Origin of the sequence: Pseudoalteromonas phenolica (genome assembly GCF_001444405.1) — a bacterium.
Lineage (GTDB): Bacteria > Pseudomonadota > Gammaproteobacteria > Enterobacterales > Alteromonadaceae > Pseudoalteromonas > Pseudoalteromonas phenolica.
Genome location: NZ_CP013187.1, coordinates 473,641 through 499,297 on the forward strand (window position 1 = coordinate 473,641; position 25,657 = coordinate 499,297).

Genomic DNA, 25,657 nt, shown 5'->3' on the forward strand with positions numbered 1-25,657 from the left:
ACTATTGACCTTTACCAAATAATACAGTTTTTATAGTAAGGAAGAGTATTTTTAGATCTGTCATGAGAGTTTGGTGCTTAATATAGTAAATGTCGAACTTATGCTTCCAAACCGCATCGTTAATTGATGCGCCATAAGGATATTTTACCTGTGCTAAACCTGTAATCCCTGGCTTAACAGCGTGTCTAAAGCGGTAAAATGGAATTTCTTTTTCAAGTTGAACAATGAAATGTTCTCGTTCAGGACGAGGGCCTACCATTGACATTTCATTTTTTAAAACATTAATTAATTGCGGTAACTCATCAATACGAGTTTTACGAATGAATTTTCCGACTTTTGTCACTCTACAATCATTGCTAGATGCCCATTGGGCTCCTTGCTTTTCTGCATCATTTCTCATAGAGCGGAATTTAATAACTTTGAATTCTTTATTATATAGACCTGTTCTACGTTGTTTGTAGAAAATGGGACCCGCTGATTCGAGTTTAATAAATATGGCTGTAACTAAGCCAACAGGTATGGCGACTAGAGAGAGTAAAAAAACAAACATCAGGTCAATTACCCTTTTAAAGAAAAGGTTTCTTTTGCTTGAAAGTATAGAAAATGCCTTCTGATGTAAAAAATAACCGCTATGCAACAGCTCAACTTCTGTATAACCTAAGTTTCGATCTAAAAAACTTACAAGAGGTTCAACTTTTGCGCCGAACTCAGTGGCTTCGATCAAAAAGTTTTTTTGTTTTTGAGACAAGTGCTCACTCTTAAAATGGCAAATCTTAAGGTTTTTAAATTTACGCGCCGAAAAATCATTAATGTGAAAATTTAAGTTTTTGTGCTTCTTTAGTACCTGAATAATAAGAGGGGTGAATTCTTCAGGGCAAAAAACATATAACGAATCGCTTTTTTGAGAAAGAGGCCTTACTTTATGAGTTTGATCTATGTTAATGTTATTTCCATTATCATTATCAGCATCAATTGATGTACCCCTTAAAGCATGTTGGTCATTGTTTTTGAGTAGTTTAGGATCAACTCCATTACTAACTTGACTAGACTCTTTACTCAGACTATATGACATAATATTTTTGCTTCTCTTACCTAATTAACAAAAACTAATCGACGGACTAGTCATAATACATTATTTTTGCACTTAAAAAAACTGTAACAAAGTTATAGTATTAAGGGATTTTGTTTTAATTTGTAAACTGAGTGCTTCTGGTAGGAGAAGTATTTTTCAAGCGAAAGTGTTCTGCTCTATATATAAAGCCAATAAATTAGACTATTCCAAATATTCAATTTGTTGTTAGTAGAAAATGTTATTTCTTTTAACAGTTCAGGCCGTTTTATCTGCTTTGAAAAATAAGAATGAAATTAATGTATTAAGTGAAAGTGGCTAATAACTTATTGAAGGTCGTGAAATAGTAAAATGATAGTTGTTCTTTTGTTTTCCTAGGTTTTTTAGTGATTTCATATCTAGAAAGTATACAAAAAAATTCACACGACGATTACTTGCTAACAAAATCTACAAATGGTTTAATTACCCAGCTCTACATAAAGGCTTTAGACAAAGCTAACAAGAATGATTTTAGGAAGAACAAATGGCGCAAAGCTATAAAACTTTCATTGCTTCAGCATGTTTTCTGGCAATGAGTGGCTGTACAATTATACCAGGCGGCCATTTTGAAGGACTAAAGCAAGGTGAAGAAACTGAAAACCTTGAAAGGGAGTTAGAAAAAGTCAATATCCAACTCATAGATTCAGCCCTTATCAAGCAGCAAAAAAACGTCTCTCAAACAAGAACATCTATCTCGACTGCTGGCCTTGATCTTTCTAATTATGAATACAAACTCGGTGTTGGCGATGTGTTAACCATTGGCGTTTGGGATCATCCTGAGCTGACAATTCCAGCTGCAGTTCAGCGTACAGCTGAGTTCGATGGTTTTCGTGTTCAGGCTGATGGTACCATCACCTATGCTTACGCTCCCAACGTACCTGCAGCAGGAAAAACAGTTGCAGAAGTAAGAGAGGAGCTGGTTAAACGCTTAAGTCGCGTGATTGAAGATCCACAAATCGACGTAAAAGTAGTCGGCTTTAGAAGCCAAAAAGCGTACGTAACTGGTGAAGTGAAAAAGCCAGGTGTTTACCCGGTCACTGAAACGCCATTGACCTTAATTGATGCTTTAAATCAAGCCGGTGGTTTAAACGAGCGGGCTGACTGGAAAGTAGTCACTTTTACACGTGGTAACGAGAGCGAAGTAATTCGTTTAGATGATTTTTATTCCAAAGGTGACATTTCGCAAAACCGCTTGTTACAGCATGGTGACATTGTTCATGTAACACGTAACGACCAAAGAAATGTGTATGTACTAGGTGATGTAAAGCGTGCTGGTAAGGTTGAAGTTAATCGTTATGGCTTGAATCTAGCTGAAGCGCTTAGTGAAGTGGGTGGTATTGAAGAACGTTCGGCAGATGCTAACGGTATTTTTGTGCTTCGAAAACGTGACCTCGAAAAAGATGGGGTTATCGCTGACGTATATCAACTTCACGCAAAAAATGTTGCTGCGTTAGTATTGGCAGAGCAATTCGAATTAGATCCACAAGATATTGTTTATGTCACAAGCGCGCCATTAGCTCGTTGGAACAAAGTTATTAGTCTATTGTTACCTGCGCTAACGACCGTTGATAGATTACAAGATATAGATAACCAGTAGTAGGCAAGCCGGTATGTTCGATAGTGTTTTAATGGTATGTGCAGGTAATATTTGCCGAAGTCCTACCGCTGAATATGTTTTAAAAAGCAAGTTAGCGGGCAAAAATGTCAAAGTTAGCTCTGCAGGGTTAACTGCGCTTGAAGGCAAGTCAGCAGATAGCTTTGCACGAGAGTTAGCGTTGCAATATGGCGTTGATATGTCAGAGCACAAAGGCCAGCAAATTAGCACCAGTCTTGTGACTCATAACAGTGTAATCTTGGTCATGGAGAAGCGTCACCTAGAAGACTTATGTACCCGTTACCCTCAAGCGCGCGGTAAAACATTCCTACTTGGTAAATGGTTAGGCGACAAAGAAGTACCAGACCCTTATCGACAAAGCCGTGAAGCCTTTGAACATGTCTACGAATTAATCGATAGCGCGTGCAGCGCTTGGCAGAAGTATTTATAAGGATGAAAGAGTCAATGAATGCTCAATCACACCTATTAAGTGGCTCGCAGCAAAAACAAGCCTCAGAACAAGCGCAAGAAATTGACTTAATGGCTTTATTTGGTGCTTTACTTGACCGTAAGTGGTTCATTATTGCCGTTACAGTCTTATTTATGATAATTGGTGTCGCGGTTGCGGTATTTAGTACTCCGATTTATCAAGCGACAGCCATGATACAGGTTGAAGAAAAAGGTGGATCAGTCCCTGGTTTTGATGAACTGGGCGGAATGTTTGAAAGTACATCTGCTGCTGTGACTGAGATCGAACTTTTAAAATCTCGAAGTATACTTGGTGAAGCTGTCGACAGCCTAAAACTAGATATTGTCGCCGAACCAAAACTATTTCCAGTTATTGGTGGCAGAGCATTCCGCAAATATGCGCCAATTCAAGAGGGTGATTTAGCTGAGCCAAGTTTTGGAGCATCCAGCTACGCATGGGGTGGTGAGAAAATTGAAATATTTAAATTTGAAGTGCCTAAAAATGCAATTGGTACTAACTTTGTTTTAGTTGCATTAGCTAACAATCGATTTGAATTACTTAATGATAATGGTGAAAGCATTTTAGAAGGTAAGGTAGGTGAAGATGTGTCAAATGGTGCTTTTTCATTGACATTGAAAACACTAAGCGCTCGTCCAGACACAGAGTTTTTGCTTGTTAAGCGTGACCGTTTAAATACCATTCTTGATCTGCAAGCTGCCATCGGTGCGAGTGAAAAAGGTAAAGATTCAGGCATTATCAACCTAAGCCTACAAAATGCCAGCGCTGAATATGCTGAGACTGTACTAAACAAAGTCGCTGGTACTTATGTACGTAGAAACGTTGAACGAAACAGTGCAGAAGCGCAAAAATCTTTAGACTTTTTAGAATATCAGCTCCCGCAAGTTAAAAAACAATTAGAAGCCGCTGAACAACGCTTTAATGATTACCAGGTTAAACAACAATCAGTTGATATAAGTTTGGAAACAGAGGGGGTATTAAGGCAGCTCGTTAAACTCGAAACACAAGTGCAAGAGCTTGAACTAAAAAAGCTCGAACTTGGTCGTAAGTTTAAGCAAAGCCACCCAAGCTATCAGGCTGCTGTTGAACAAATTGAAGCGGTTGAAAATCAAAAACGCCGTTTAGCAGCAGAAGTACAGGTATTACCAGAAACCCAACAAGAGCTATTGCGCTTAACCCGTGACGTTGAAGTTAACAACGAGATTTACACTTTGTTGCTAGCTAAAACACAGGAGTTAGATATTGTACGTGCAGGTACAGTTGGTAACGTGCGTGTAATTGATCTTGCAGAGGTAAATACCTCAAAACCTGTCAAGCCAAGAAAAGCTTTAATAGTTGTAATAGCGACCTTGTTAGGTAGTATGTTAGCAGTTTCAATTGTGCTTATTCAAAAAGCAATTCATAAAGGGATTGAAGATCCTAGTGAAATTGAAGCTTTAGGTTTACCTGTATATGCTAGTGTGCCTTATTCAGAATATCAGGTTAAACTAACAGGATTTGCAAAAGCGCGTAAAGGAAAAACTGCCAAAGCAAAATCAATACTTGCCATGGATAACCCAGCAGACCTTTCAATTGAAGCGCTGCGGAGCTTGCGCACAAGCCTTCATTTCGCCATGATGGAAGCAAAGAATAATGTAATTGCCATTTCAGGCCCTAGTCCTGGTGTAGGTAAATCATTTATTTCAGTAAACTTAGCTACTGTACTCGCACAAAGCGACAAAAAAGTGCTTATTATCGACGCTGATATGCGTAAAGGTTATCTGCAAACACAATTTGGTATGCAGTGGGATAATGGTCTAAGTGATTATTTGTCTGGAATAATAAATCTAGAGCAAGCTGTTAAGCATAGCCAAGTTGAAGGGTTAGATGTAATGACCCGTGGTCAAATACCTCCCAACCCATCTGAGCTTCTAATGCATGAAAACTTCTCAAAATTAGTTGATGAGGTAAGTGTTAAATACGACCTAGTAATTATTGATACACCACCGATTTTAGCGGTAACAGACCCTGCAATTGTAAGTACACACGCAGGAAGCACCTTGCTTGTAACACGATTTGGTCAAAACCATGTTAAAGAGCTGGAGCTTACTCGTAACCGCTTTGAACAAAACGGTATTGATGTAAAAGGTGTTGTGTTTAACGGTGTTGTTAAGAAAGCAAGTAATGCATATGGTTACTATGGGTATTACAATTATGAATATAAATCAGATAAGTAAATGGACATTGTAGTGAATACAAAAGGTATAGTTTTAGCCGGCGGTAGTGGAACACGTTTATACCCATTAACTAAGGTAGTCAGTAAGCAACTGATGCCGATTTACGATAAACCAATGGTGTATTATCCAATAGCAACGTTAATGAACGCAGGTATAAAAGATATACTTATCATAACAACACCAATAGAACAATCAAAATTTAAAACTCTCTTAGGTGATGGTCGAGAGTGGGGCATCAGTATTGAATATGTTGCTCAACCATCACCAGAGGGTTTAGCCCAAGCTTTTTTGCTAGGTGAGGATTTTATTGGTGATGCAAATGTGGCACTGATTCTTGGTGATAACCTTTTTTATGGTCATGATTTGGTTAAGTCACTTCAAGCAGCAGTAAATCGACCTGTAGGTGGTACTGTGTTTGGTTATCATGTAGCAAACCCAAAAGCATACGGTGTAGTTGAGTTCGATGATGCCGGCAAAGCAATTTCCATTGAAGAAAAACCAGTAATACCAAAATCAAACTATGCTGTACCTGGATTATACTTTTTTGACAATAAAGTTGTGGAATACGCGAAAAATGTGAAACCTTCAGCACGAGGTGAATTAGAAATTACCGATGTTATTGAACAGTATCTTGAAGCTGGCACGCTGAATGTTGAAATTATGGGACGTGGTACAGCGTGGTTAGATACAGGTACGCATGACAGTTTATTACAAGCTGCGCAATTCATTGAGACAATAGAAAAGCGCCAAGGTTTAAAAGTTAATTGTCCAGAAGAAGTTGCTTACCGAATGGGTTATATAACAGAGCAACAGCTTCGAGATATAGCGCAACCATTAAGAAAAAGTGGCTATGGTGAATACCTACTTGGTTTGCTGGAACAGAAGGTGTTTTCATGAATATAATTGAGACAGCCATCCCAGATGTAAAGATTCTTGAGCCAAAAGTATTTGGCGATGACAGAGGCTTTTTCATGGAAACCTTCAGAGAAGAGTGGTTTAGAGGAAATGTTGCTGACGTTACATTTGTACAAGATAATCACAGTAAATCTTCACAAGGTATTTTACGTGGTCTGCATTATCAAACTGAACAAACCCAAGGTAAGTTAGTTCGAGTCACGCAAGGTGAAGTTTACGATGTCGCTGTTGATATGAGAAAAGATAGCCCAACGTTTGGTAAGCATGTTGGCGTGTTATTAAGTGCTGAAAACAAGCGCCAATTATGGGTACCAGAAGGGTTTGCCCATGGTTTTTACGTCACAACCGAGTCAGCAGAATTTGTATACAAATGTACAAATTACTATGCGCCGCAGTTCGAACAGAGTGTGTTGTGGAACGACCCAGCGTTAGATATTCAATGGCCTTTAGTAAATGGTCAATCTCCGCTTTTATCTGAAAAAGACAAAGCAGGCCTTTTGTTAGTTGATGCACCAGTATTTTAAGGGAAGAGAAGTAATAATGAGTAAAACAATTTTTGTCACAGGTGGTGCAGGTTTCATTGGCTCAGCACTGGTACGTTACTTAATTAACGAAACAGCCCACACAGTGATTAATTTTGATAAATTAACTTACGCAGGAAACTTAGAGTCGCTGCGCTCGATTGAAGATAATGAACGCTATCACTTTATCCAAGGTGATATCTGTGACAGAGCAAAAGTATCAGCTGTTTTCAATCAATATCAGCCAGATTTTATCATGCACCTTGCTGCTGAAAGCCATGTAGACCGCTCAATTGATGGCCCTGGTGAGTTTATTCAAACAAATGTAGTAGGCACCTATGAATTGCTTGAAGCGGCTCGTAGTTACTACAATGATTTAGCTGATGACAAAAAAGCAAGCTTCCGCTTCCACCATATTTCAACAGATGAAGTGTATGGTGATTTAGGTGAAACAGGCTTATTCACAGAAGAAACTTCTTATGAGCCAAGCTCACCTTACTCAGCCTCCAAAGCAGCGTCTGATCACTTAGTCAGAGCATGGCACCGTACTTATGATTTGCCAGTTGTTTTAACTAACTGCTCAAATAATTATGGTCCATACCATTTCCCTGAAAAACTTATTCCACTAATAATCCTTAATGCTTTAGAAGGTAAGCAATTACCAGTTTATGGTGACGGTAAGCAAGTCAGAGACTGGTTATTTGTTGAAGACCATGCACGAGCGCTTTATAAAGTGGTCTCAGAAGGCAAACTAGGTGAAACGTATAATATTGGCGGCTTTAATGAAAAGCAGAATATTGAAGTTGTCACCACGATTTGTAACCACTTAAATCATTTAATCGAAGATAAGCCTGCGAATTTATCAGACTTCAATGACTTAGTTACTTTTGTTGCAGACAGACCCGGTCATGATGTTCGCTATGCGATAGATGCGACGAAAATAAATAAAGTGCTAGGTTGGCACCCAGAAGAGACGTTTGAAACGGGTATTTTAAAAACCATTCAATGGTATTTAGATAACCAAGAGTGGTGTAAAAATGTTCAAGATGGTTCTTATAAAAGAGAAAGGTTAGGCCATTTTTAATTGTATTTATTCGATCTATTAAGCTTAATTGAATGAAAAAAAATGAAAGGAAGTTAGGTGTTGTACTAACTTACGCCAATATTTTCTTAAATACTGCTGTAGTTTTACTGTTTACACCAATATTAATTAATTATTTAGGAAATAGTGGTTTTGGTTTATATTCATTAGCTCTTACTATATTAACTTATATTGCTCTTCTAGACTTTGGTTTTGGAAATTCAATTATTGTATTTACATCAAAGTATAGAGCCTCAAAGGAGAGTGAGCGTCAAAAGAGTTTATATGCCTCTATTTTAGTCGCTTATATAGCTCTAAGTGTATTTGCGTCGTTTGCGTTGTATGTTTTTTACATTAATATTGAGAGTAATTTTTCATCAGGGATGAGTGAGAATGAAATAGAGCTTTTCAAAATTATATTTATAATAATATCGTTTAATATAATTTTTTCTATACCCCTAAATCTATATAAGTCTATATTAACGGCATATGAGAGATTTGGTTTTATAAAGTTAGCAAGCTTAACAAGAACGCTTTTAACACCTTTGTTATTGTGCATATCAATTGCTTTTAATATTGATGTTGTAGGAATTGTCTTAATAATAAGCGTTGTTAATTTTTTAGTGCTTTTTTCGCATTTTTTATATTATTACTCCCATATCCAATTTTCTTTCAGTATTTTTGACTTTAAACTGAATGAGTTGAAAAAATCAGTTAGATATTCATTTTTTATTTTTCTAGCTTTGATCGTAGATCAAGTAAATTGGAATTTTGGACAGTTTCTTTTAGGCGCTTATGTTGGTAGTGAAAGTGTCGCAATTTATGCTGTTGCTATATTGATAAATATGACATTTTTGCTTCTTTCTTCAGCTGTAAGCAATGTCCTACTTCCTAAAATTACCAAAATGGTTGAGTTAGGTGCTTGTAACGACGAGTTAACAGGTGAAATGATAAAAGTAGGTAGGCTTCAAGCATATATTATATTTTCAGTATTATTTGGTTTTTTACTATTAGGTAAAGATTTTATTTATTTGTGGGCAGGCAGAGATTATACTGATGCATACTACCTAACATTAATGCTAATGTTGCCTTTGTGTATTCCTCTAGTTCAAAATTTGGGTTTAAGTATTTTACAGGCAAGAAACAAGTTCGCTTTCAGAGCTATTTCCTCTTTTTTTGTATCAGTTCTAACGGTCTGTTTCAGTATATTACTTACTAAAAAATTCAGTTACTGGGGGTTGGCAAGTGCTATATCAATAGCCTTTTTTGTTTTGAATGGATTAGTTATGAATATCTATTACCACTTTTTTGGAATTAAAGTGGCAAGTTTTTGGTATGAAATTTTCAAAATCATAGGGGTAATTGCTATTTCATGTGTACCTGTGTTTATCATCAAAAGTTACTTTCAAGTGGAAAGCTTATTTCACTTTATTTTACTCATTATCATAATGATATTAATAATTTTAGTATTTTCTTATAAGTTTGCATTTAATATATATGAAAAGAAATTGTTTTTAAAAGGGATAAACCTGTTAAAGCCCCATTTATCTTAAATGTCCATTTAACTTAAAGATTCATTCAGTGATAGTTATGAAAAAAAACAAATTTGAAGAAATAAAAGTCTATAGCGAAGGCAGTGGAGTTGTAACCCTTATAGAGCCCAATCTATCTGTAGGACTAAATAAGTTTGGACTTTACGAAGAAAGTATTGCCAATGATGAGACCTTTAACTTAAATGATAAAGTTGAGTCTCTATTAACATTTACAAATATAAACTGTAACGAAAAATCAATTGCGGAAGAATTATTCAACTCAGATGTGTCATCTAGCTATGACGAAAGAATTGGTTACTACAGGTCCCTGTATGTTGGACATGTCGCAGAAGGTGAATACAGGAAAAATGCAAGTTCTGGCGGTGTTGGAACTTGGATTTTAAAAGAGCTATTAGAGAGTGGTGAAGTAGATGGTGTAATTCACGTAAAAGAAAACCCTGATAAAAATTCAGCAATTTTATTTAAATATCAAATTTCTAGTAGTATTGATGAAGTTCTTGCAGGGGCGAAGACTAAGTACTATCCAGTGGAGCTTTCGGAAGTATTGAGGCTTGTTAAAGAGGAAAATGGGCGATTTGCAGTTGTTGGCATTCCTAGTTTTATAAAAGCAATACGGCTTTTATGTAAACAAGACAAAATATTTTCTGAAAGAATAGCTTTTACAATAGGCTTAATTTGTGGTCATCAGAAAAGTTCAAAATTTGCAGATTTTATGGCTTGGCAGGTTGGTATTAAACCGGGTGACTTAAAGTCGATAGATTTTAGGCATAAGCTAGATAATTCACCTGCGGATAAGTATGCAATAAGAATGGTAGGCTTTGTTGACGGTGAATTAAAAACAATTATTAAACCTAAAGATGATTTATTAGGCCAAAACTGGGGCTTAGGTTATTTTAAACCTGTTGCTTCTGATTATACCGATGATGTTTTTAATGAAACTGCAGATCTTGTTATTGGTGATGCTTGGTTGCGTGAATACGCAGATGATCCACTTGGTAATAATGTTGTAATAGTAAGAAATGACACAATAGATAAACTTATTACTAATGCAATTTTAAAGAGCAAGCTGCATTTTAAAAAAAGTGATGTTGAAGAAGTGTTTTCTTCACAGGCAGCGCATTATAGGCATACTTATAATGAATTACCTTACATACTTATAATGAATTACCTTATAGGCTATTTAAACTTAAGAAGAAAAATCATTTTTTACCTGCTTTGAGAGTCAAGCCTTCTAATGAAATTGGCTACACACGCTCATTGGTTCAAGATATGCGTCAAATTATTTCAAAGCGCTCTCATGAATATTTTTTAGAAGCAGTGAAAAGAGATGACCTTGAATATTTTACTAGAAAAATGTCCAGGTTAGATAGGCTTTATAATATAGTCTACATTATGATGGCTGTAAAAAATAAAGGCTTTATAGGATTACTAAAACTATTAATAGGTAGAGTAACAAAACGATGAAAGTTGCAGTACTAACATTTCCACTAATTAATAATTATGGTGGGATAATTCAAGCTTACGCGTTAATGAACTTACTTAAAGAAGAAGGTCATGAGCCAGTTTTGCTTAATCTACAAAACGAAAAGTTCTATAAGTCGTATACTAAGTACATAATAAAGAAGTATTTACTTTCTTTTCTAGGTAGATTTAAAAATGTAACACTACTTAGAAAGTCGGCAATACTAAAAGAATTCATTGATAAGGAGATCACGCCTAAAACAATAGCTGTCTATAATGCTTCAGAATTAAAAAAGCTTTTCAAAAATGATGAGTTCGATGCATGCATAGTTGGCAGCGATCAGGTCTTTGCAAAGTTAGGATACCCTAATTTTGAAAATATGTTCAGTTTAGGCTTTGTCAATGACAGTGTAATAAAATTATCATATGCTGCTTCGTTTGGAAAAGGCTCTTTTTCAGGCGAAATTGATAAGATAAACTTTCATAAACAAAACTTAATGCGTTTTAAGGCCGTTTCTGTAAGAGAAGACAGTGCGGTAAGTGTTTGTTCTGAGCTGTTTGATATTAAAGCACAGCATTTAATTGATCCTACACTAGCCATAAACAAAAATTATTACATTGAAATGATTGAAAAGTCAGACTACGAACCAAGAAATCTGGGATTATTTTCTTACGTTTTAGATGTTAGCTTAGAGAAACAAGAAGCTATTTCTAAATTAGCAGAGACAAAAAAGTTGAATATCCAATCTATTTCTGATGGTAACTTGAATGGTAAAACTATAAGTATGTATGAATGGCTTGGCAATATTAAAAATGCTGAGTTTGTTGTTACGGATTCATTTCATGGCTGTGTTTTCTGTATCATTTTCAATACTCCTTTTGCATGTATTCTGAACGAAGAAAGGGGGAAAGATCGTTTTACTTCATTACTTAAACAATTCGGCTTAGAAAGTCGATTACTTAATTCACAGTTTATTGACACAGATATAGATTGGGAATCAGTAAATAAAAAAATTAACAAACTTCAGGATGAAGCAAAAAGATTCTTGAGTTTTAATTTATCGTAAGTTCTAGTATCAATATGAGGTTTTAGTTTTGAACATCACAGTTATCGGATCAAGTGGTTTCATTGGAAAAGAGTTCTGTAAACAAGCAGTTGAACTAGGTTATAACGTTTATTCTCCTGTACGAGGGGATGAAAAGCTCTTTGAACGTGATTTAGGTAACGTTATTTATGCTGCGGGCTATGGAAATTGTGGTGAAAATTATTTGAATGTTTTAGATGCAAATTGTACATTTCTAAGCCGTTTATTGGCGGAGGCGTCATTTGAATCTATAACTTATTTATCATCAACGCGAGTTTTTCTTGATGGTTCAACTACTCATGAAGCGGCAAGTCTGGTTTCTAGCTTTCATGATAAAAGGCGTCTTTTTAATCTTACAAAATTAGTTGCAGAAGAGCTTCTATTACTTAATAGCAAACGTTCATTAATTATAAGGCCAAGTAATGTATATGGGTTAGCTTTAGACAGTGAGCTTTTTTTACCATCGATCATTCGTGATGCTTTGAACAAGCAAGTTGTTGATATGTATGTTACTCCTAATTACTCAAAAGACTATATATTCGTGGGTGATTTAGTTCAAACAACATTGCAATTAATGAAAAGAGAGGAGTCTGGTATATATAATATAGCTTCTGGTGAAAATACAAGTGCTTTAGAAATTGCAGGTGTTCTAAAAAATACAACTAATTGTAGTATTAACTGGCATGTCAAAGAGGATATTGATTTCTTCGAAGCAATAGATGTTTCTAAAATTTCTGAGGTTATTGATTTTAAACCAAGAAATGTACTGAATGACTTAAAGAGTATGGTTCATGAATACTCTCAAGTTATAAATAATTAGGTTATGTTGAAGGCTTTGTTTTGTACCCTTACTACTTAGTGTTCTTTTCTTTAGTTATACTCTCATTTTTCGAGTACTTTAATTTACTTAAGAATAGGGGGATTCCTATTCTTTTTGCATTTTTCATTTTGTTTGCTTTTACAGGTCTTAGAGGTGATGTTGGTACTGATACATCAAGTTATCTAAATATATTTAACAATTTAGACCTGTATAATGAGCAAATCGAAATAGGTTTTGTTTATTTAAATGAGATAGTACGCTACTTTGGTCTTAATTTTAGCTTTTTACTACTTTTATCTGCATTAATTTCTTTAATTTTATATTTTTATTCGCTATATAGGTTTCTTGGCTTTGGGGTTGTATTATTTTCTTTTTTAATTATTTATTGCGATCTCTATTTATATTTTAACTTTAGTGGTATAAGGCAAGGTATTGCATTATCTATAGCTCTTCTTGCTGGTTATTTTTCATTTAAAAAGAATCTTTTTTCTTATTTAATAGCTGTGTTTGTAGCTACTCTATTTCATAAATCTGCTATAATAATTTTGCTTTATTGGCCATTATTTAACATTGACTTTAGAAAATATTTAAACTTCTATTCTACTCTCTTATTTATATTTTTAGCTTTTGCTTGGTTCAGTATTTCGAAAGAAATTTTATATGGTTTGTCTGATGTGGTAGATATCAAAGGTGCAGGCATGTATTTCTCACAATCTTATAATGAGCTTAATTCAAATGCATACCTAAACGGCCTTCTTCGTAGATTCTATCCCTTAGTAATTTTCTTCATCGTTTTTAGATTTTCTTCGAATAATGAAATTATTAAGAAGTTACTTGCAGTCTATTTATTTGGTTTTATATTTTACGCACTCAACTATCCGATCTTACAAGATGTAACTGTTCGCCTTTCTAGTTATTTTCTAATGTTTGAATGTATTCTTACTCCACTTATATTGCTGAGAGTGAAATACACTTTTAACAGGATTTTATTTTTTGTGGTTATTCTTTTTGTTCTTGTTTATAAGCTTCATTCTTATGCTAGGATCGAAGATTTCCATTATTATCTATATTTTTAGTAGGTGCTCTTGTGTTGAATAGCAATAAGACCATTAATTTTTTTGTGCTTGACATCACCTTGAAAGGTGGGATTGAACGTTTTTCTATTAATATGGCGAATTCGTTTATAAAAAAAGGGATTAATGTTGTTATTTACTCGTTACATAGAACGAATAAGCAACCGTTATATAAAGTTAGTGATGGCGTTAAGATTATTTACCTTTCTACGTTCTCATTTAAAGATGGTTTTTATAAATTTACGACTTTTTACTCGTGCTTAAAGCTAAGGTTAATGAATGCAAAGCTGAGCGAGCCACAAATTGAGAATATCAGTACTCACCCTATCACTACTATTTACTTAAAAGCACTAGGCTTTAATATGGCGAATATTATTGCCAGCGAACATAGTACATATGATAGTCATGGCAAGCTCATTTGTAAGCTTAGGGAATGGGCTTACTCGAAGGTAAAAAAAATAATTACGCAGACTAAAAGTGGGCACTTTAGCTTTTCTGAAATAAACCTCGACACAACGACAATTTATAATTCGACTGTAAACTTTAATGATACCGACCAATGGAACTTGAATAAAAGTGACGCGTTTGTATGTTTAACGGTCGCAAGGATTGAACCTGTTAAGAATTTGGAATTATTCTTAAAGATCGCAAGAGAGTTTAAAGACAAAGATGTCAAAATAAAATTTGTTATTGTAGGGGATGGAAGCCAAAAAGCTTACTTAGAAGATAAATCAAAAGCCATGGGTTTATCGTCTTTAGTTGAGTTTCACCCTGCAACTAACGAAGTAAATAAATTCTATAAAAATGCTTCTCTTTACTTAATCACGTCTAAGTCAGAGTCTTTTTCTATGACTATGACTGAAGCGTTGTCTTTCTCAGTGCCTGTGGTTAGCAACAAAGGCTTAGTCGGTCCGTCCGAAGTCTTAACGCATAACTATGATGGTTTTCTTTGTAATGACAACGACATTGAAGATTTCACTAACTGCATTATGGCTGCTTATGATGAGGCTTGTTTGTCTAAATTACGTAAAAATGCTTTGAAAACAGCAAAAATGTTTCATGAGGACGTCATTGTCGAGCAATGGTTAAAGGTGTTGTAAATGTTGAATCGTAAATTCTTCTCAATCATTATACCAATCTATAATTCCGAGGAATTTATCCTTGATACTTTGAATAGCATCTCTAAACAAGATTATGATAATTTTGAAGTTTTGATGGTAAATGATGGCTCTACAGATAATACAAAAGAAATCTTAAATAATTACTCGGAAAAGGATAATCGATTTCGTCTATTGTCACAGTCTAACTCCGGTCCAAATGTTGCTAGGAATTTAGCTTTACAAAATGCATGCGGTGATTATTTACTTTTTCTAGACTCCGATGACATTTTTAAAAGCCATACTCTATCTAGGCTTCACGGTATCTTAAAAACAAACAGTTATGACTTTATTAATTTTGGCTATGAGTTTAAAAACTTTGAAACGAATAAAATAATTCATAATGCAAACTATACAACTCATGACCTTCTTAATGGTGAAATACTTCAATCTTCTTTAGTATCTGGTGGTATATCCGGAGTTTGTTGGAGCAAATGTATCAAGCGAAATTTAATTTTGGATAACAAGATAGAATTTACACCAGATAGATTTCATGGGAGAGATATTCTTTTTTCAAGAACAGTATCTTTTTACGCTAAAAAAGCACTGGTTTTAGCAGATAACCTCGTTGTTTCTAGATATAGGGCTGGAAGTTACTCCCGAAATTTTGGTGAAAAAAATATTATTTCAGCGTTAAATCTTATTGAAAAACATAATAGTTTTTTTGATGGGAAACTATCTTCTGAGCAGCACAGTTTGTTAAATGAGGCTTTTATCAGACATCTCAGATACATTTTTATTTTAAATTCCTTCAGAGCTTCTAGTTATGCTCAGTTCAAGAGTAATGTAAAAATTTTAAATACAAGTGGCCTGCGTTATTCCTCAACGCGCGGTGCTAGTTCTGCTAAGTTAGCGGTTGCGTCTTTTGTATGTAAATTTCCTAATGTATTTTGGCTTCTTAGTAAGGTGGCTAAGAGTTTTGGTTTTCAACCTTATTAAGTGGTGATGTAATGTGTGGAATAGTCGGCTATATATCTAATAGTGGTACACTTTTAAACAATAACTTGGAAGAATCCTTTGCTTTAATGGACCATAGAGGTCCAGACTCTTCAGGTACGTGGTCATCGGAATGCAATCGCGTGAATTTTGGGCATGTTCGTTTAGCCATTGTTGAACTTTCAGAGCTTGGTCATCAGCCTATGATTGTAAATGGAAATGCAATTACTTTTAATGGCGAAGTTTATAACTATGTTGAATTACGAGAAGAACTAATTGCATCTGGTGCAGTGTTCAAAAGTAGCTCTGATACAGAAGTAATTCTTCAGGGTTATAATATTTTTGGCACTCAGTTTTTTGAAAAGCTCAATGGTGCTTATGCATTTGCTATTTTTGACTCCCAAAAAGACGAAATAATTTTTTGTCGAGATAGGGCAGGTGAGAAGCCTTTATTTTATTCCCCAAATGAAAGTGGCTTCTACTTTTCTTCTGAGTTAAGGGGCTTAATGAACTTATCTTCTCTGCCAAAAAAACTTGAACATAAAGCTTTGTACAATTATTTTGTTCATGGTTATGTTGATGGAGAAAATAGCTGGTTTGAGGGAGTCGCATCCTTGAAACCTGGTCATTTTATGACTGTGAAGTTAGGAAGTGAATTATCCTACGAAACTCAGTGTTACTGGAAAGTCCCCAATTTAACTAATCCGAGTGATGATTTAGACTATCTAAAAAATAAATTATCTAGTTTGATCAGTAGTTCTATTTCCCTTCAGCTTAGGTGTGATGTACCTGCATCTATACTCTTAAGCGGAGGTGTCGATTCTAGTATGCTGACAGCTTTTGCCAGTCAACATACGAAGAGAGTTAAAACGTTTACAGTAAAGTTTCCAGGGCATCCTAAATTTGATGAATCAAAAAGTGCAAGGTTAATTGCAGACCATTATTCAACTGATCATACAGAGATTGAAGGTGTTGATATCTCTACCGATCTTTTTATGAAGATTGCGAAGAATTTAGATACGCCAATTAATGACTCGTCTTTATTACCTACTTTCTTAGTGAATGAAGCTGTTTCACATCACTGCAAAGTCGCCCTAGGAGGTGATGGAGGAGATGAACTATTTGGTGGCTACAAGCACTATCATCGCATGCAAAAAATGCTTCAAATCAAAAATAGATCTTTAGGTTTACTTAAACTTCCTGCAAGAGTGGTTAGAAAAAACCTTTCTTTAAATTCTAAATATAGAAACTGGCTTAAGGCTCTTGAGAGTGATCTTAGCAATCAAATGGTCAACATTAGATCATTTTACGATGAGCGCCACTTGCAATTATTGATTCCTTCTTTGAGTGATAGTTATTTTGATGCTGACGTTTGGGGGAGTTTTGAATCTGAAAAGGCTCAAAGCGTTTTAGAGCTAGCAAGTAAGTCTGATTTTAATCATTATTTAAGAGATAGTATTTTAGTTAAAAGTGATCGATGCTCAATGCTAAACTCAATTGAAGCACGTGCACCTTTGTTAGACTACCGAATAATTGATTTTGCTTTTAGTGAAGTACCTGATAACTATAAAATTAACAATGGGATGAAAAAGTTTATTTTAAAAGAAGTATCAAAGGATATATTACCTAGCACATTCGACTTTGATAGAAAGCTCGGCTTTAATTTACCTCTTGGTGATATGATAAGAACAGGTGCTTGGAAAGATATGTTTGGAGACATACTTAACTCTGACTCTTCTTTAATTGATAAAAAGTTTTCTATGTCTCTGTTTGATAAGCATCTTAGTGGCGAAGTACATACTGACCGATTGTTTGGATTGGTATTGTTCTTAGTCTGGGCTGAAGAGAATCAGGTTCAAAATGTTTGACTTAAAAATGTTTTATAAAATACTGTGGGTGCTAAGGGCAATTGCCCTTCGCCCTTTTTTTGGCAGAATTGGTAAGAAATCTTACATAGGCAAACCTCTCTTTTTATTAGGTGTAAAGAAAGCTTTTCTGGGCAATAAGGTGCGGATTTTTCCTCATTCAAGAATAGAAGTTCATGAAAGTGGTGTCCTGAGAATTGAAGAGAATGTATCTATTGGACAGTCATTTCATGTTATTTGCTCTGAAAAAGTTACTATTTCTTCAGGTAGCCTCTTATCTGCTAATGTATTTATTACTGATACAGATCATACATTTTCTGATCTTTCTAAGCCTGTACATGAACAGCCGAACATTACGAAAGAAACGAAAATTGGTAAAAATTGTTTTATCGGATATGGAGTAGTCATACAAGCAGGTACAGTGCTAGGTGATAATTGTGTCGTTGGTGCGAACTCAACTGTTAAGGGGCACTTTGGTGATGGCGAAATCATAGTTGGCTCCCCAGGCCGTGTCATAAAAAATAGAAATTAGTATTTCCTTTGGGCTCATTTATGAAAAAAAATGTATTAATGTTAGTGCCTTCGGTGTTTAGTTATGATGTTATGCTTAATAAATCATTAAATCGTTTAGTTGAAAACAGTTTTACGTTTAATGAAAGGCCTGGTAATTCTTTTGTTATGAAAGCAGGTTTGAGGCTTAATAAAAAGCCAGTTAGCTTTTTGCTAACCTACTCATATTATAAAAAAATTCAAAAAGTTATTGAAGATAATGATATTGAGAAAGTTTTAATTATTAACCCTGAAGCTACTCCTCTGTGGTTTCTTAAGTATCTTCGTAAAAAAAATAAAACAATTTTAATCTATTTTTGGGATTCATTTATAAATAAGCCAAGGAATGAATCATTATTACCCTATGCAACTAAGGCGTGGAGCTTTGATCCTGAAGATGCTAAGCGATATAACTTAACTTATAAGCCTCTGTTTTATTCTAAAGAGCAATTCAGTGAAGTAAGTTATAAATATAAGTTAGCTTTTATTGGCACGCTACATAGCGATAGATATGAATTAGTAAATCAAGTATTTTCGTCTTTTAGTAATGAGCAAGTATTTAAGTTTTTTTACTGCCCAAGTAAGTTAATGTTCTTTTATAAAAAGTATATTCAAAAAAGCTGGTCGCACATTAATGCAAATGATGTCTCATTTGAGCCGTTATCTTATTCGGAATCTATGAAAGTACTAAATGAGAGTGAGGCCATTTTAGATATTCATAATAGTAGTCAAAGAGGCCTAACGATGAGGACGATAGAAACGCTTGGGAATGGACAAAAATTGATTACTACTAATGACTCGATTGTTAATGAACCTTTTCATGATGAACGTTTTATAATGTATTTCGATCGTAACTCTCAATCTACTTCTGAAGAGGAAAGAATAAAAAAGTTCGTAGGAAGTAAAAATGATGAATTTCTAGATATGAAGGCATATTTTATTGATAATTGGTTACGTGAATTGGTTATGTATAAGCCTAATTAGTTAATTCGTTGTGGGTTTTATTATTTCCAAATTTCGATTCTAAGCTTGAAAGTAATATTACTATTTCAAGCTTTCTAAGTCGGCAATTAACATTGTCGCGCTTTCTCAACATAGAATTGCTCATAAGCAGAAGTTTCCTGCAATTAAAATGCGGAAATTGACGATGAAAAAAACATTCCAACTAATATCAGTTTTTCGACATTATTGAATACGTTGAAACAAACGTTTCTACCATGGACATTCTCGGCAATAATTACAATGACTCAAGTACATTTTAAAAATGGCGCTTAATGTATGTTGCATGTGAGTTTTAGAATAAATAGACTTAATGAGAAAATGTAAAGCATAAATATGCTCGCAACGCAGTGCTATAAGTACCTTTACTTAATAATATCATACGAAGCAAGTCGTAAATACAAGTTAGGGTATTGCTACGTTATGATGTGAGAGGGTCTGTAAAGTCAATGGCGATATAGACTTGTATGTTCAAAGCTCTTTTTGAAAAGTGTACTTTTGAACTACACATAGCCTATGAAAAACCGGTTGGTAAATTAGTTGTGGACTTTTTTTAATGAGTCGTCCTTTATTGGTATTTATTTTCGATAAAAGCTTTTTAATTTCCATTTTAGAGTAAGTGTAACTAATTTGGAGTAGATATGTTTATATTATCTGCTAGTATTAGCCTGCCTAAATGGAAATGAATAATCTAATTCGGTCTAAAGCTTCAAACAAGATGGACTCACATATGCTAATCGAACTTATCTTTGTATGCTTCTTTTCTTTCGCAACGCTTTTCCTCGTTCGTAAAGCAGCACGCCAATTTCAATTAGTCGACAGACCAAATAGCAGGAAGCTTCACTCAGGTAATATACCTCTAGCAGGTGGTATTTCTATTTGCATCACTCTTTCTTACTTTATTTTTGCTAATCATTTAAAGATTGATAATGCTTTAGTCTTTTTGCCTTTAATGGTTGTTTTAACTTTAGTCGGTGCTGTAGATGATAAGTATGATCTAAGCGTTAAATTCCGTTTGCTAATTCAATGTGCAGTTGCAGTAATAATGATGTATTTAACGGGGAATCAGTTAGAGTCTCTAGGTAACTTATTTGGTTTTGGACCAATTGATGTAAGTTATGCTAGTTATGTTTTAACTATTGTTGCAGTTATAGCTTCTATCAATGCATTTAATATGGTAGACGGTGTTGATGGGCTTCTTGGTAGCTTATCGATAGTTACCTTTTTTAGCATACTTATTTTGGCTTTAGTGAATGAGAATCATAGTATTGTTTTGTTAAGTGCACTTACTATTGCCGCGATTATTCCTTATCTACTAATGAATTTAGGTTTTTTAGGTAGAGAGCGAAAAGTCTTTATGGGTGATGCTGGCAGTATGCTAATAGGGTTTAGTGTCATTTGGATGCTTGTTAGTATTAGCCAACCTTCAACAACTGATATTTTAGGCTCGGGCGTTAGACCTGTTACTGCATTATGGATAATCGCCATACCACTTATGGACATGGCAGCGATAATGATACGTAGAACAAAAAGAGGTGCCTCTCCTTTTGAACCAGATAGAGAACATTTGCATCATATATTTCAGCGCCTTGGTTTTTCTCCAATCCAGACAACTTTTTCGATTTTTATAATAAGTGGTTTGTTTGCAGCCATTGGGGTAATTGCTGATTTGTATCGCGTTCCTGATTTTATTATGTTCTATAGTTTTATTGCCTTGTTTCTGGGCTATTACTTACTTTTAAGCCATATCTGGAAGGTTTCAGCATATTTAAGAGAGAAATTTGGCATTGAGCTAAAATCAGAAAATGTGCTTTCTATCGAGCCTTCAAAACAAGGGGTTGAAGCATCAGAATATGAGAAAAAGGCCTCTTAACTTAGTCGTAAAGTCCTCTCTGTTGTTTAAGGAAGTAAGTATCAAATGCAAAAAATGATTTTTAGCAAAAAGCCCTTGTTAGCTATGGGGTTACTTTATTCATTTTCTTCTTGCGCTACCGACGATCTAAAAAATTATAAAAACTTTACCGGTTTTTCTGGAATCATCAATACACCTAACTCGCAAATTATGCCTAAAGGCTTTGTTGATTTTGGTTACAACAACCAATTGGATTATTTTGGAAACCAATATCTAGACGCTCACAATTTTGTTTTTTCAGCAGGTTTGCTAGATAATCTCGAAGTGAGTGGCTTAATTGCAACAAACAGTATGCATGATAACTTGTTTTCATCTTCTTCTAATGATCCACTAGTTCAAATTAGAGATCTGTCTTTTAATGCCAAATATAAAATCCCTTTTGTACCAAAAAACTGGTTTTCTTTTGCTTTAGGCGCAAAAGATGTTGGTGGAGCTGCAAATAACTATGAAACTTATTTTGCTGTTGCCTCAAAGGAATGGTCAGACTTTAGGTTTTCTTTAGGTATCGGTACAAGCGAACACTCAACAGGTATGATGAATGGCGCTTTTGGTGGTATAGAATGGATGCCACTAGACTGGTTTGCGCTACAAGTTGAGCATGATGCAGAAGCGGTAAACGCAGCTGCGCGCTTAACAGTGCCAAAAGAGTGGCTATTTGATATTGGTGAACTGAGTTTTACAAGCCGTTTTTATAGCAATACCGATTATTCAGAGAATGATAGCACGTACTATGGCGTAAACTTTACTATGCCACTATCTAGTCAAGCACGTAAAAACTACAAAGAAATTAAGCCTGCGCCAGCTGTTGCGGCCGAGAAAAACTTAAAGTCTCCCGATTTGTCTAAGCCAACCCTATTGAATGAAAGAGTATCTGAAAATAAGAAACCAGTAACAGCTAAAGCAGGCACATCGGAAGATTACATAGCTCATTCGTCAAAAATACAAAATGTTTCTTTAACTAGTCAAGTCCATCGCTTAAAGCTAGCCTTAATTGAAGATGGTTTTGAAAATATCAGCATTGGTTTTAACGACACGCCAAATATTGTGGTTAAGTTTGAAAATAGGGTATTTAACCGCAATGATATTGATGCACTAGGACTTGTGATGGGTCGTATTGGTGAGTTTATTACCGAAGACCAAGCGCGTTTCTTAATTCAGTTAGAAAAAAGCGATATTGCTTTGTTGAATATTCAGGGTTCTGTTGCTAACTATCGTCAGTTTATTGAACAAGGTATCAGTCCAGATTTAGATATTCGCCAAGGTAGTGTTGCAACGCCATCGGGCATTATGTGGGTTGGTAACACAGCAGAGCAAAGCCCTTACTTTTTACCTCGAGTTACTTTTTCTCCTGCATTAGCGGCAACCTATGCGACTGAGTTGGGGGTATATGACTTTTCTCTTGCGCTTCGCGCTGACATTGAAGTGCCACTTTGGAAAGGTGCAGGGGTAAATATCACGATGCAAGAGGTAGTTGCAGATACTGAAGACTTTGAGAAAGGTGACTCATTTGAAGGTCGTCGGTTAAAAGGTGGTCTTAATCAAGCTGTGTTTTATCAGGCAGTAGAGCTACCATTTAATATTTATAACTTAACTCAAGTTGGTATGTTCAGAGACTATTTTGACTACTATGGTTTTATTAACGAAACCACCTGGGTAAGCCCTGGTGGCCGTCACCAATTGAGTGCAAATATTGCTAAGTTTGAGTATCAAGACTACGAGTTATCTCGTGATTATTACTTGGCAGAATATCAATATAATTGGTCAGAGCAAGACATTACCTTACATGCCAGTATGGGTAAGTTCTGGGCGCTTGATGAAGGCGTTAAAGTAGAAAGCCGTTTCTGGTTTGGTGATAGCTATATAGCGATTTATGCCGCCGACACAGTTTCGCAGCAAGTCGGTATTTCGTTTAGTATTCCACTTAGTTCGCGTAAGGATATGTCGGTAACGCCATATGGTCAGGTTAAGGGGAATGAGGCGTGGCGTCACGGTGTAACGACTCGTATTGGTGAGTCTCATAATGCGCTTATAAGAGGTCAAGCATCTAAGATGTACACGCGTATTAATATGGAGCGCACTTTCTTGAATCAAGGTCGCAATTCAAGTAGTTATGTATATGCAAATTTAGCGAGATTAAGAGAAGCTTATTTGACTTATAAATAAGAGTCTTAAAGTTGCGAGTTGGCGAATAGGTTCTAAAAAGCGCGGTTCATTTTTGGTGAAACGCGTTTTTTTTGGAGTGAAATAAAGTCAATGCCTGCAGGTAATTGATTTAGTCTTATTTCGGTCTTCATTTATAGCGGGTTAGGCTGTTAAAAGTCTCTCAAACACTAAACCATGTATAGGTTGTTTGAACTCCTCAGTTTATACTGTAATATAATTTCGCTTTTTGAACTGCAAATATGGAATTTTAATGAAAATTACAATAGTTGGTACAGGCTACGTAGGCCTTTCGAATGCTTTATTGCTTGCTCAACATAACAAGGTAGTTGCTTTAGATATTGACGAAAATAAAGTCCAGCTATTAGAAGACAAACAATCTCCCATTGTTGATACTGAAATTTCTCACTTTTTATCTAATGAACCTATTAATTTCACTGCAACAACGAATAAAGAGTCGGCTCTACAAGGAGCTGATTTTGTAGTGATTGCAACACCTACTGACTATGATCCAGAAACAAACTATTTCAATACAAGCAGCGTTGAGTCAGTAATCGCAGATGTGTTAAAGATAAACCCAAGTGCAACTATGGTTATCAAATCAACGGTGCCCGTCGGGTATACAAAATCTGTGAATGAGAAGTTTGGCGTTGATAATATTATTTTTTCACCTGAGTTTTTAAGAGAGGGTAAGGCGCTATACGACAATCTTCACCCGTCAAGAATTATTGTAGGTGAGCAGAGTAAGAGAGCCGAAGTATTTGCAAACTTACTTAAACAAGGCGCAAAAAAAGCAGAAGTTGAAGTCTTGTTTACCGACTCTACTGAAGCAGAGGCAATTAAGTTGTTTTCAAATACTTACCTTGCTATGCGTGTAGCATATTTTAATGAGCTTGATAGCTATGCTGAAGCTCACGGCCTTGACTCTAAGCAGATTATTCAAGGTGTGGGCTTAGATCCACGTATTGGTAATCACTATAACAATCCATCTTTCGGTTATGGTGGTTATTGTTTGCCGAAAGACACTAAACAGTTACTGGCAAATTATAAAGATGTGCCAAACAACATGATCAGAGCAATTGTAGATGCCAATACTACACGTAAAGATTTTATCGCTGAATCTGTGTTGAGAAAGAGCCCAAAAGTAGTTGGGATTTACAGGTTGGTAATGAAGTCTGGGTCTGATAACTTTAGAGCGTCTGCAATTCAAGGTATCATGAAGCGTATTAAGGCAAAAGGTATAGAAGTCGTGGTTTATGAGCCTTCTTTTGATGGTGCTTCTTTCTTTCACTCAAAAGTGGTTAAATCATTAGAAGAGCTTAAGGCGGCAGATGTAATTATTTCTAACCGCATGCATGAAGAGTTGTCTGATGTTGCAGAAAAAGTTTATACCCGAGATTTATTCGGTAGTGATTAATAACTCTGAGCATCAGTAATGTTTGGAAGCGTTGGTTTATCCAACGCTTTCTTTGATTCATGCAAAATACACGTTGCGAAGCAAGGTTACTTTTGCTCAAGGTTAAATGAGTATCTCAACATCTGCAATGGAGTACTCAATCTGTAGTTTTGTCTTCATTTAAGGCGACAATTTAAAAGCCCTTGTTGCGCTAAAGCACAACCTACTGGCGATTGGGTGTAGTGACTTTGCAGGTCGTCGTTTACGGCGACAGCAAGGTGAAATGAGCAATTTTAGCAGCCACTATGGAGTACTCAATTATCCAATTCACTTCTTCACCAACCATCGTTTTCTTCATTTTACCCAAACCTTTAACTTAGATATTGTATTTTCTGTTTGAAAAAGGATCACACCATGTCAAACGGAAACGGCGGAATAATTATAAAGCATCATGGCGTAACACAAGCCGTGACAGGTTTTTGTCATGAATTGGTTATCAGCGAGTTTTCTAGCTTACTCATTGATTATGGCTTGTTTCAAAGAGAAGAATCTCGGCGGTCTTTAAATATCGAACTGGATATTCAGGTCATTTCAGCTCTTATCATCACCCATTGTCATATTTACTATGTTGGGCGTGTTTCTTCTTTGCTAGCAGCAAGTCTTTCCAAGCTTATTACTTGCACTCCTGCAACCACCTAGTGTAATTAAGCTAGTACATGGTGATACGCCATCAAAATAGGTGCTTAAAAATAAGTTAAGATCCTTATTA

22 protein-coding genes are annotated in these 25,657 nt (G+C 35.4%); 21 read left to right on the top strand and 1 reads right to left on the bottom strand.

Features of this window, described 5'->3' with window-relative positions:
* Position 1: 1 nt before the first annotated feature.
* The gene (locus tag PP2015_RS02150; protein WP_083496489.1) at positions 2-1,072 is read right to left on the bottom strand and encodes a sugar transferase; all 1,071 of its coding nucleotides are present in this window, start codon (positions 1,070-1,072) and stop codon (positions 2-4) included.
* A gap of 520 nt (positions 1,073-1,592) precedes the next feature.
* Here PP2015_RS02150 and PP2015_RS02155 point away from each other — a divergent pair.
* The 21 genes from PP2015_RS02155 to PP2015_RS02250 all read left to right on the top strand — a co-directional run bounded on the left by PP2015_RS02155 (position 1,593) and on the right by PP2015_RS02250 (position 25,587).
* A complete protein-coding gene (locus PP2015_RS02155) occupies positions 1,593-2,705 on the top strand; it encodes a polysaccharide export protein (protein WP_058028709.1) in 1,113 nt (370 codons plus the stop codon).
* A 13-nt stretch (positions 2,706-2,718) separates the two neighbouring features.
* Positions 2,719-3,153: a low molecular weight protein-tyrosine-phosphatase gene (locus PP2015_RS02160; RefSeq protein WP_058028710.1), complete on the top strand. Its 435-nt coding sequence runs from the start codon at positions 2,719-2,721 to the stop codon at positions 3,151-3,153.
* Positions 3,154-3,167: 14 nt separating this feature from the next.
* Positions 3,168-5,405, top strand: coding sequence for a polysaccharide biosynthesis tyrosine autokinase (locus PP2015_RS02165; protein WP_058031520.1), 2,238 nt, complete (start codon positions 3,168-3,170; stop codon positions 5,403-5,405).
* Positions 5,406-6,302 (top strand): glucose-1-phosphate thymidylyltransferase RfbA, encoded by an 897-nt coding sequence (gene rfbA / locus PP2015_RS02170; RefSeq protein WP_058028711.1) that lies wholly within the window; start codon positions 5,406-5,408, stop codon positions 6,300-6,302.
* Positions 6,299-6,844, top strand: coding sequence for a dTDP-4-dehydrorhamnose 3,5-epimerase (rfbC, locus tag PP2015_RS02175; protein WP_058028712.1), 546 nt, complete (start codon positions 6,299-6,301; stop codon positions 6,842-6,844). Before rfbA ends, rfbC begins: the two co-directional genes overlap by 4 nt.
* 16 nt (positions 6,845-6,860) lie before the next feature.
* Complete coding sequence (rfbB, locus tag PP2015_RS02180) at positions 6,861-7,925, top strand: dTDP-glucose 4,6-dehydratase (RefSeq protein WP_058028713.1); 1,065 nt, start codon at positions 6,861-6,863, stop codon at positions 7,923-7,925.
* Between the two features lie 32 nt (positions 7,926-7,957).
* Entirely contained in the window at positions 7,958-9,475 is a 1,518-nt protein-coding gene (locus PP2015_RS02185; protein ID WP_058028714.1) for an oligosaccharide flippase family protein, read from the top strand.
* Positions 9,476-9,512: 37 nt separating this feature from the next.
* On the top strand, positions 9,513-10,694 hold the full coding sequence (locus PP2015_RS02190; RefSeq protein WP_237113197.1) for a Coenzyme F420 hydrogenase/dehydrogenase, beta subunit C-terminal domain: 1,182 nt from the start codon (positions 9,513-9,515) through the stop codon (positions 10,692-10,694).
* 50 nt (positions 10,695-10,744) lie between these two features.
* Positions 10,745-10,939, top strand: coding sequence for a hypothetical protein (locus PP2015_RS22045; RefSeq protein ID WP_237113198.1), 195 nt, complete (start codon positions 10,745-10,747; stop codon positions 10,937-10,939).
* Positions 10,936-12,003 (top strand): polysaccharide pyruvyl transferase family protein, encoded by a 1,068-nt coding sequence (locus PP2015_RS02195; RefSeq protein ID WP_058028715.1) that lies wholly within the window; start codon positions 10,936-10,938, stop codon positions 12,001-12,003. Before PP2015_RS22045 ends, PP2015_RS02195 begins: the two co-directional genes overlap by 4 nt.
* A 28-nt stretch (positions 12,004-12,031) precedes the next feature.
* Positions 12,032-12,841 carry an NAD-dependent epimerase/dehydratase family protein gene (locus PP2015_RS02200; protein ID WP_058028716.1) on the top strand — a complete coding sequence of 270 codons (810 nt, stop codon included), beginning with the start codon at positions 12,032-12,034 and terminating at the stop codon, positions 12,839-12,841.
* A 38-nt stretch (positions 12,842-12,879) separates the two neighbouring features.
* The gene (locus PP2015_RS02205; RefSeq protein WP_227009210.1) at positions 12,880-13,917 is read left to right on the top strand and encodes an EpsG family protein; all 1,038 of its coding nucleotides are present in this window, start codon (positions 12,880-12,882) and stop codon (positions 13,915-13,917) included.
* Between the two features lie 11 nt (positions 13,918-13,928).
* Entirely contained in the window at positions 13,929-15,014 is a 1,086-nt protein-coding gene (locus PP2015_RS02210; RefSeq protein WP_227009197.1) for a glycosyltransferase, read from the top strand.
* Positions 15,015-16,010 carry a glycosyltransferase family 2 protein gene (locus PP2015_RS02215; protein WP_058028718.1) on the top strand — a complete coding sequence of 332 codons (996 nt, stop codon included), beginning with the start codon at positions 15,015-15,017 and terminating at the stop codon, positions 16,008-16,010.
* An 11-nt stretch (positions 16,011-16,021) separates the two neighbouring features.
* Positions 16,022-17,875, top strand: coding sequence for an asparagine synthase (glutamine-hydrolyzing) (gene asnB / locus PP2015_RS02220; protein WP_083496490.1), 1,854 nt, complete (start codon positions 16,022-16,024; stop codon positions 17,873-17,875).
* Positions 17,868-18,404 (top strand): acyltransferase, encoded by a 537-nt coding sequence (locus PP2015_RS02225; RefSeq protein WP_058028720.1) that lies wholly within the window; start codon positions 17,868-17,870, stop codon positions 18,402-18,404. Before asnB ends, PP2015_RS02225 begins: the two co-directional genes overlap by 8 nt.
* 20 nt (positions 18,405-18,424) lie before the next feature.
* Entirely contained in the window at positions 18,425-19,405 is a 981-nt protein-coding gene (locus tag PP2015_RS02230) for a WaaS/CpsH family glycosyltransferase (protein WP_058028721.1), read from the top strand.
* 745 nt (positions 19,406-20,150) lie between these two features.
* On the top strand, positions 20,151-21,293 hold the full coding sequence (gene wecA, locus PP2015_RS02235) for a UDP-N-acetylglucosamine--undecaprenyl-phosphate N-acetylglucosaminephosphotransferase (protein WP_058031522.1): 1,143 nt from the start codon (positions 20,151-20,153) through the stop codon (positions 21,291-21,293).
* A 45-nt stretch (positions 21,294-21,338) separates the two neighbouring features.
* Positions 21,339-23,495 carry a YjbH domain-containing protein gene (locus tag PP2015_RS02240; protein WP_058028722.1) on the top strand — a complete coding sequence of 719 codons (2,157 nt, stop codon included), beginning with the start codon at positions 21,339-21,341 and terminating at the stop codon, positions 23,493-23,495.
* A 250-nt stretch (positions 23,496-23,745) separates the two neighbouring features.
* Complete coding sequence (locus tag PP2015_RS02245) at positions 23,746-24,909, top strand: nucleotide sugar dehydrogenase (RefSeq protein WP_058028723.1); 1,164 nt, start codon at positions 23,746-23,748, stop codon at positions 24,907-24,909.
* A gap of 393 nt (positions 24,910-25,302) precedes the next feature.
* Positions 25,303-25,587, top strand: a complete 285-nt coding sequence (locus PP2015_RS02250; protein WP_058028724.1) for an MBL fold metallo-hydrolase — start codon at positions 25,303-25,305, stop codon at positions 25,585-25,587.
* The last annotated feature ends 70 nt before the right edge of the window (positions 25,588-25,657 follow it).

Coding starts and splice junctions, on each gene's coding strand:
- PP2015_RS02160 (WP_058028710.1), top strand. CDS start 2,719: ATGTTCGATAGTGTTTTAATGGTATGTGCAGGTAATATTTGCCGAAGT.
- rfbA (WP_058028711.1), top strand. CDS start 5,406: ATGGACATTGTAGTGAATACAAAAGGTATAGTTTTAGCCGGCGGTAGT.
- PP2015_RS02245 (WP_058028723.1), top strand. CDS start 23,746: ATGAAAATTACAATAGTTGGTACAGGCTACGTAGGCCTTTCGAATGCT.
- PP2015_RS02165 (WP_058031520.1), top strand. CDS start 3,168: ATGAATGCTCAATCACACCTATTAAGTGGCTCGCAGCAAAAACAAGCC.
- PP2015_RS02215 (WP_058028718.1), top strand. CDS start 15,015: ATGTTGAATCGTAAATTCTTCTCAATCATTATACCAATCTATAATTCC.
- PP2015_RS02185 (WP_058028714.1), top strand. CDS start 7,958: ATGAAAAAAAATGAAAGGAAGTTAGGTGTTGTACTAACTTACGCCAAT.
- asnB (WP_083496490.1), top strand. CDS start 16,022: ATGTGTGGAATAGTCGGCTATATATCTAATAGTGGTACACTTTTAAAC.
- PP2015_RS02190 (WP_237113197.1), top strand. CDS start 9,513: ATGAAAAAAAACAAATTTGAAGAAATAAAAGTCTATAGCGAAGGCAGT.
- rfbC (WP_058028712.1), top strand. CDS start 6,299: ATGAATATAATTGAGACAGCCATCCCAGATGTAAAGATTCTTGAGCCA.
- rfbB (WP_058028713.1), top strand. CDS start 6,861: ATGAGTAAAACAATTTTTGTCACAGGTGGTGCAGGTTTCATTGGCTCA.
- PP2015_RS02155 (WP_058028709.1), top strand. CDS start 1,593: ATGGCGCAAAGCTATAAAACTTTCATTGCTTCAGCATGTTTTCTGGCA.
- PP2015_RS02150 (WP_083496489.1), bottom strand. CDS start 1,072: ATGTCATATAGTCTGAGTAAAGAGTCTAGTCAAGTTAGTAATGGAGTT.
- wecA (WP_058031522.1), top strand. CDS start 20,151: ATGCTAATCGAACTTATCTTTGTATGCTTCTTTTCTTTCGCAACGCTT.
- PP2015_RS22045 (WP_237113198.1), top strand. CDS start 10,745: ATGCGTCAAATTATTTCAAAGCGCTCTCATGAATATTTTTTAGAAGCA.
- PP2015_RS02230 (WP_058028721.1), top strand. CDS start 18,425: ATGAAAAAAAATGTATTAATGTTAGTGCCTTCGGTGTTTAGTTATGAT.
- PP2015_RS02240 (WP_058028722.1), top strand. CDS start 21,339: ATGCAAAAAATGATTTTTAGCAAAAAGCCCTTGTTAGCTATGGGGTTA.
- PP2015_RS02225 (WP_058028720.1), top strand. CDS start 17,868: ATGTTTGACTTAAAAATGTTTTATAAAATACTGTGGGTGCTAAGGGCA.
- PP2015_RS02195 (WP_058028715.1), top strand. CDS start 10,936: ATGAAAGTTGCAGTACTAACATTTCCACTAATTAATAATTATGGTGGG.
- PP2015_RS02250 (WP_058028724.1), top strand. CDS start 25,303: ATGTCAAACGGAAACGGCGGAATAATTATAAAGCATCATGGCGTAACA.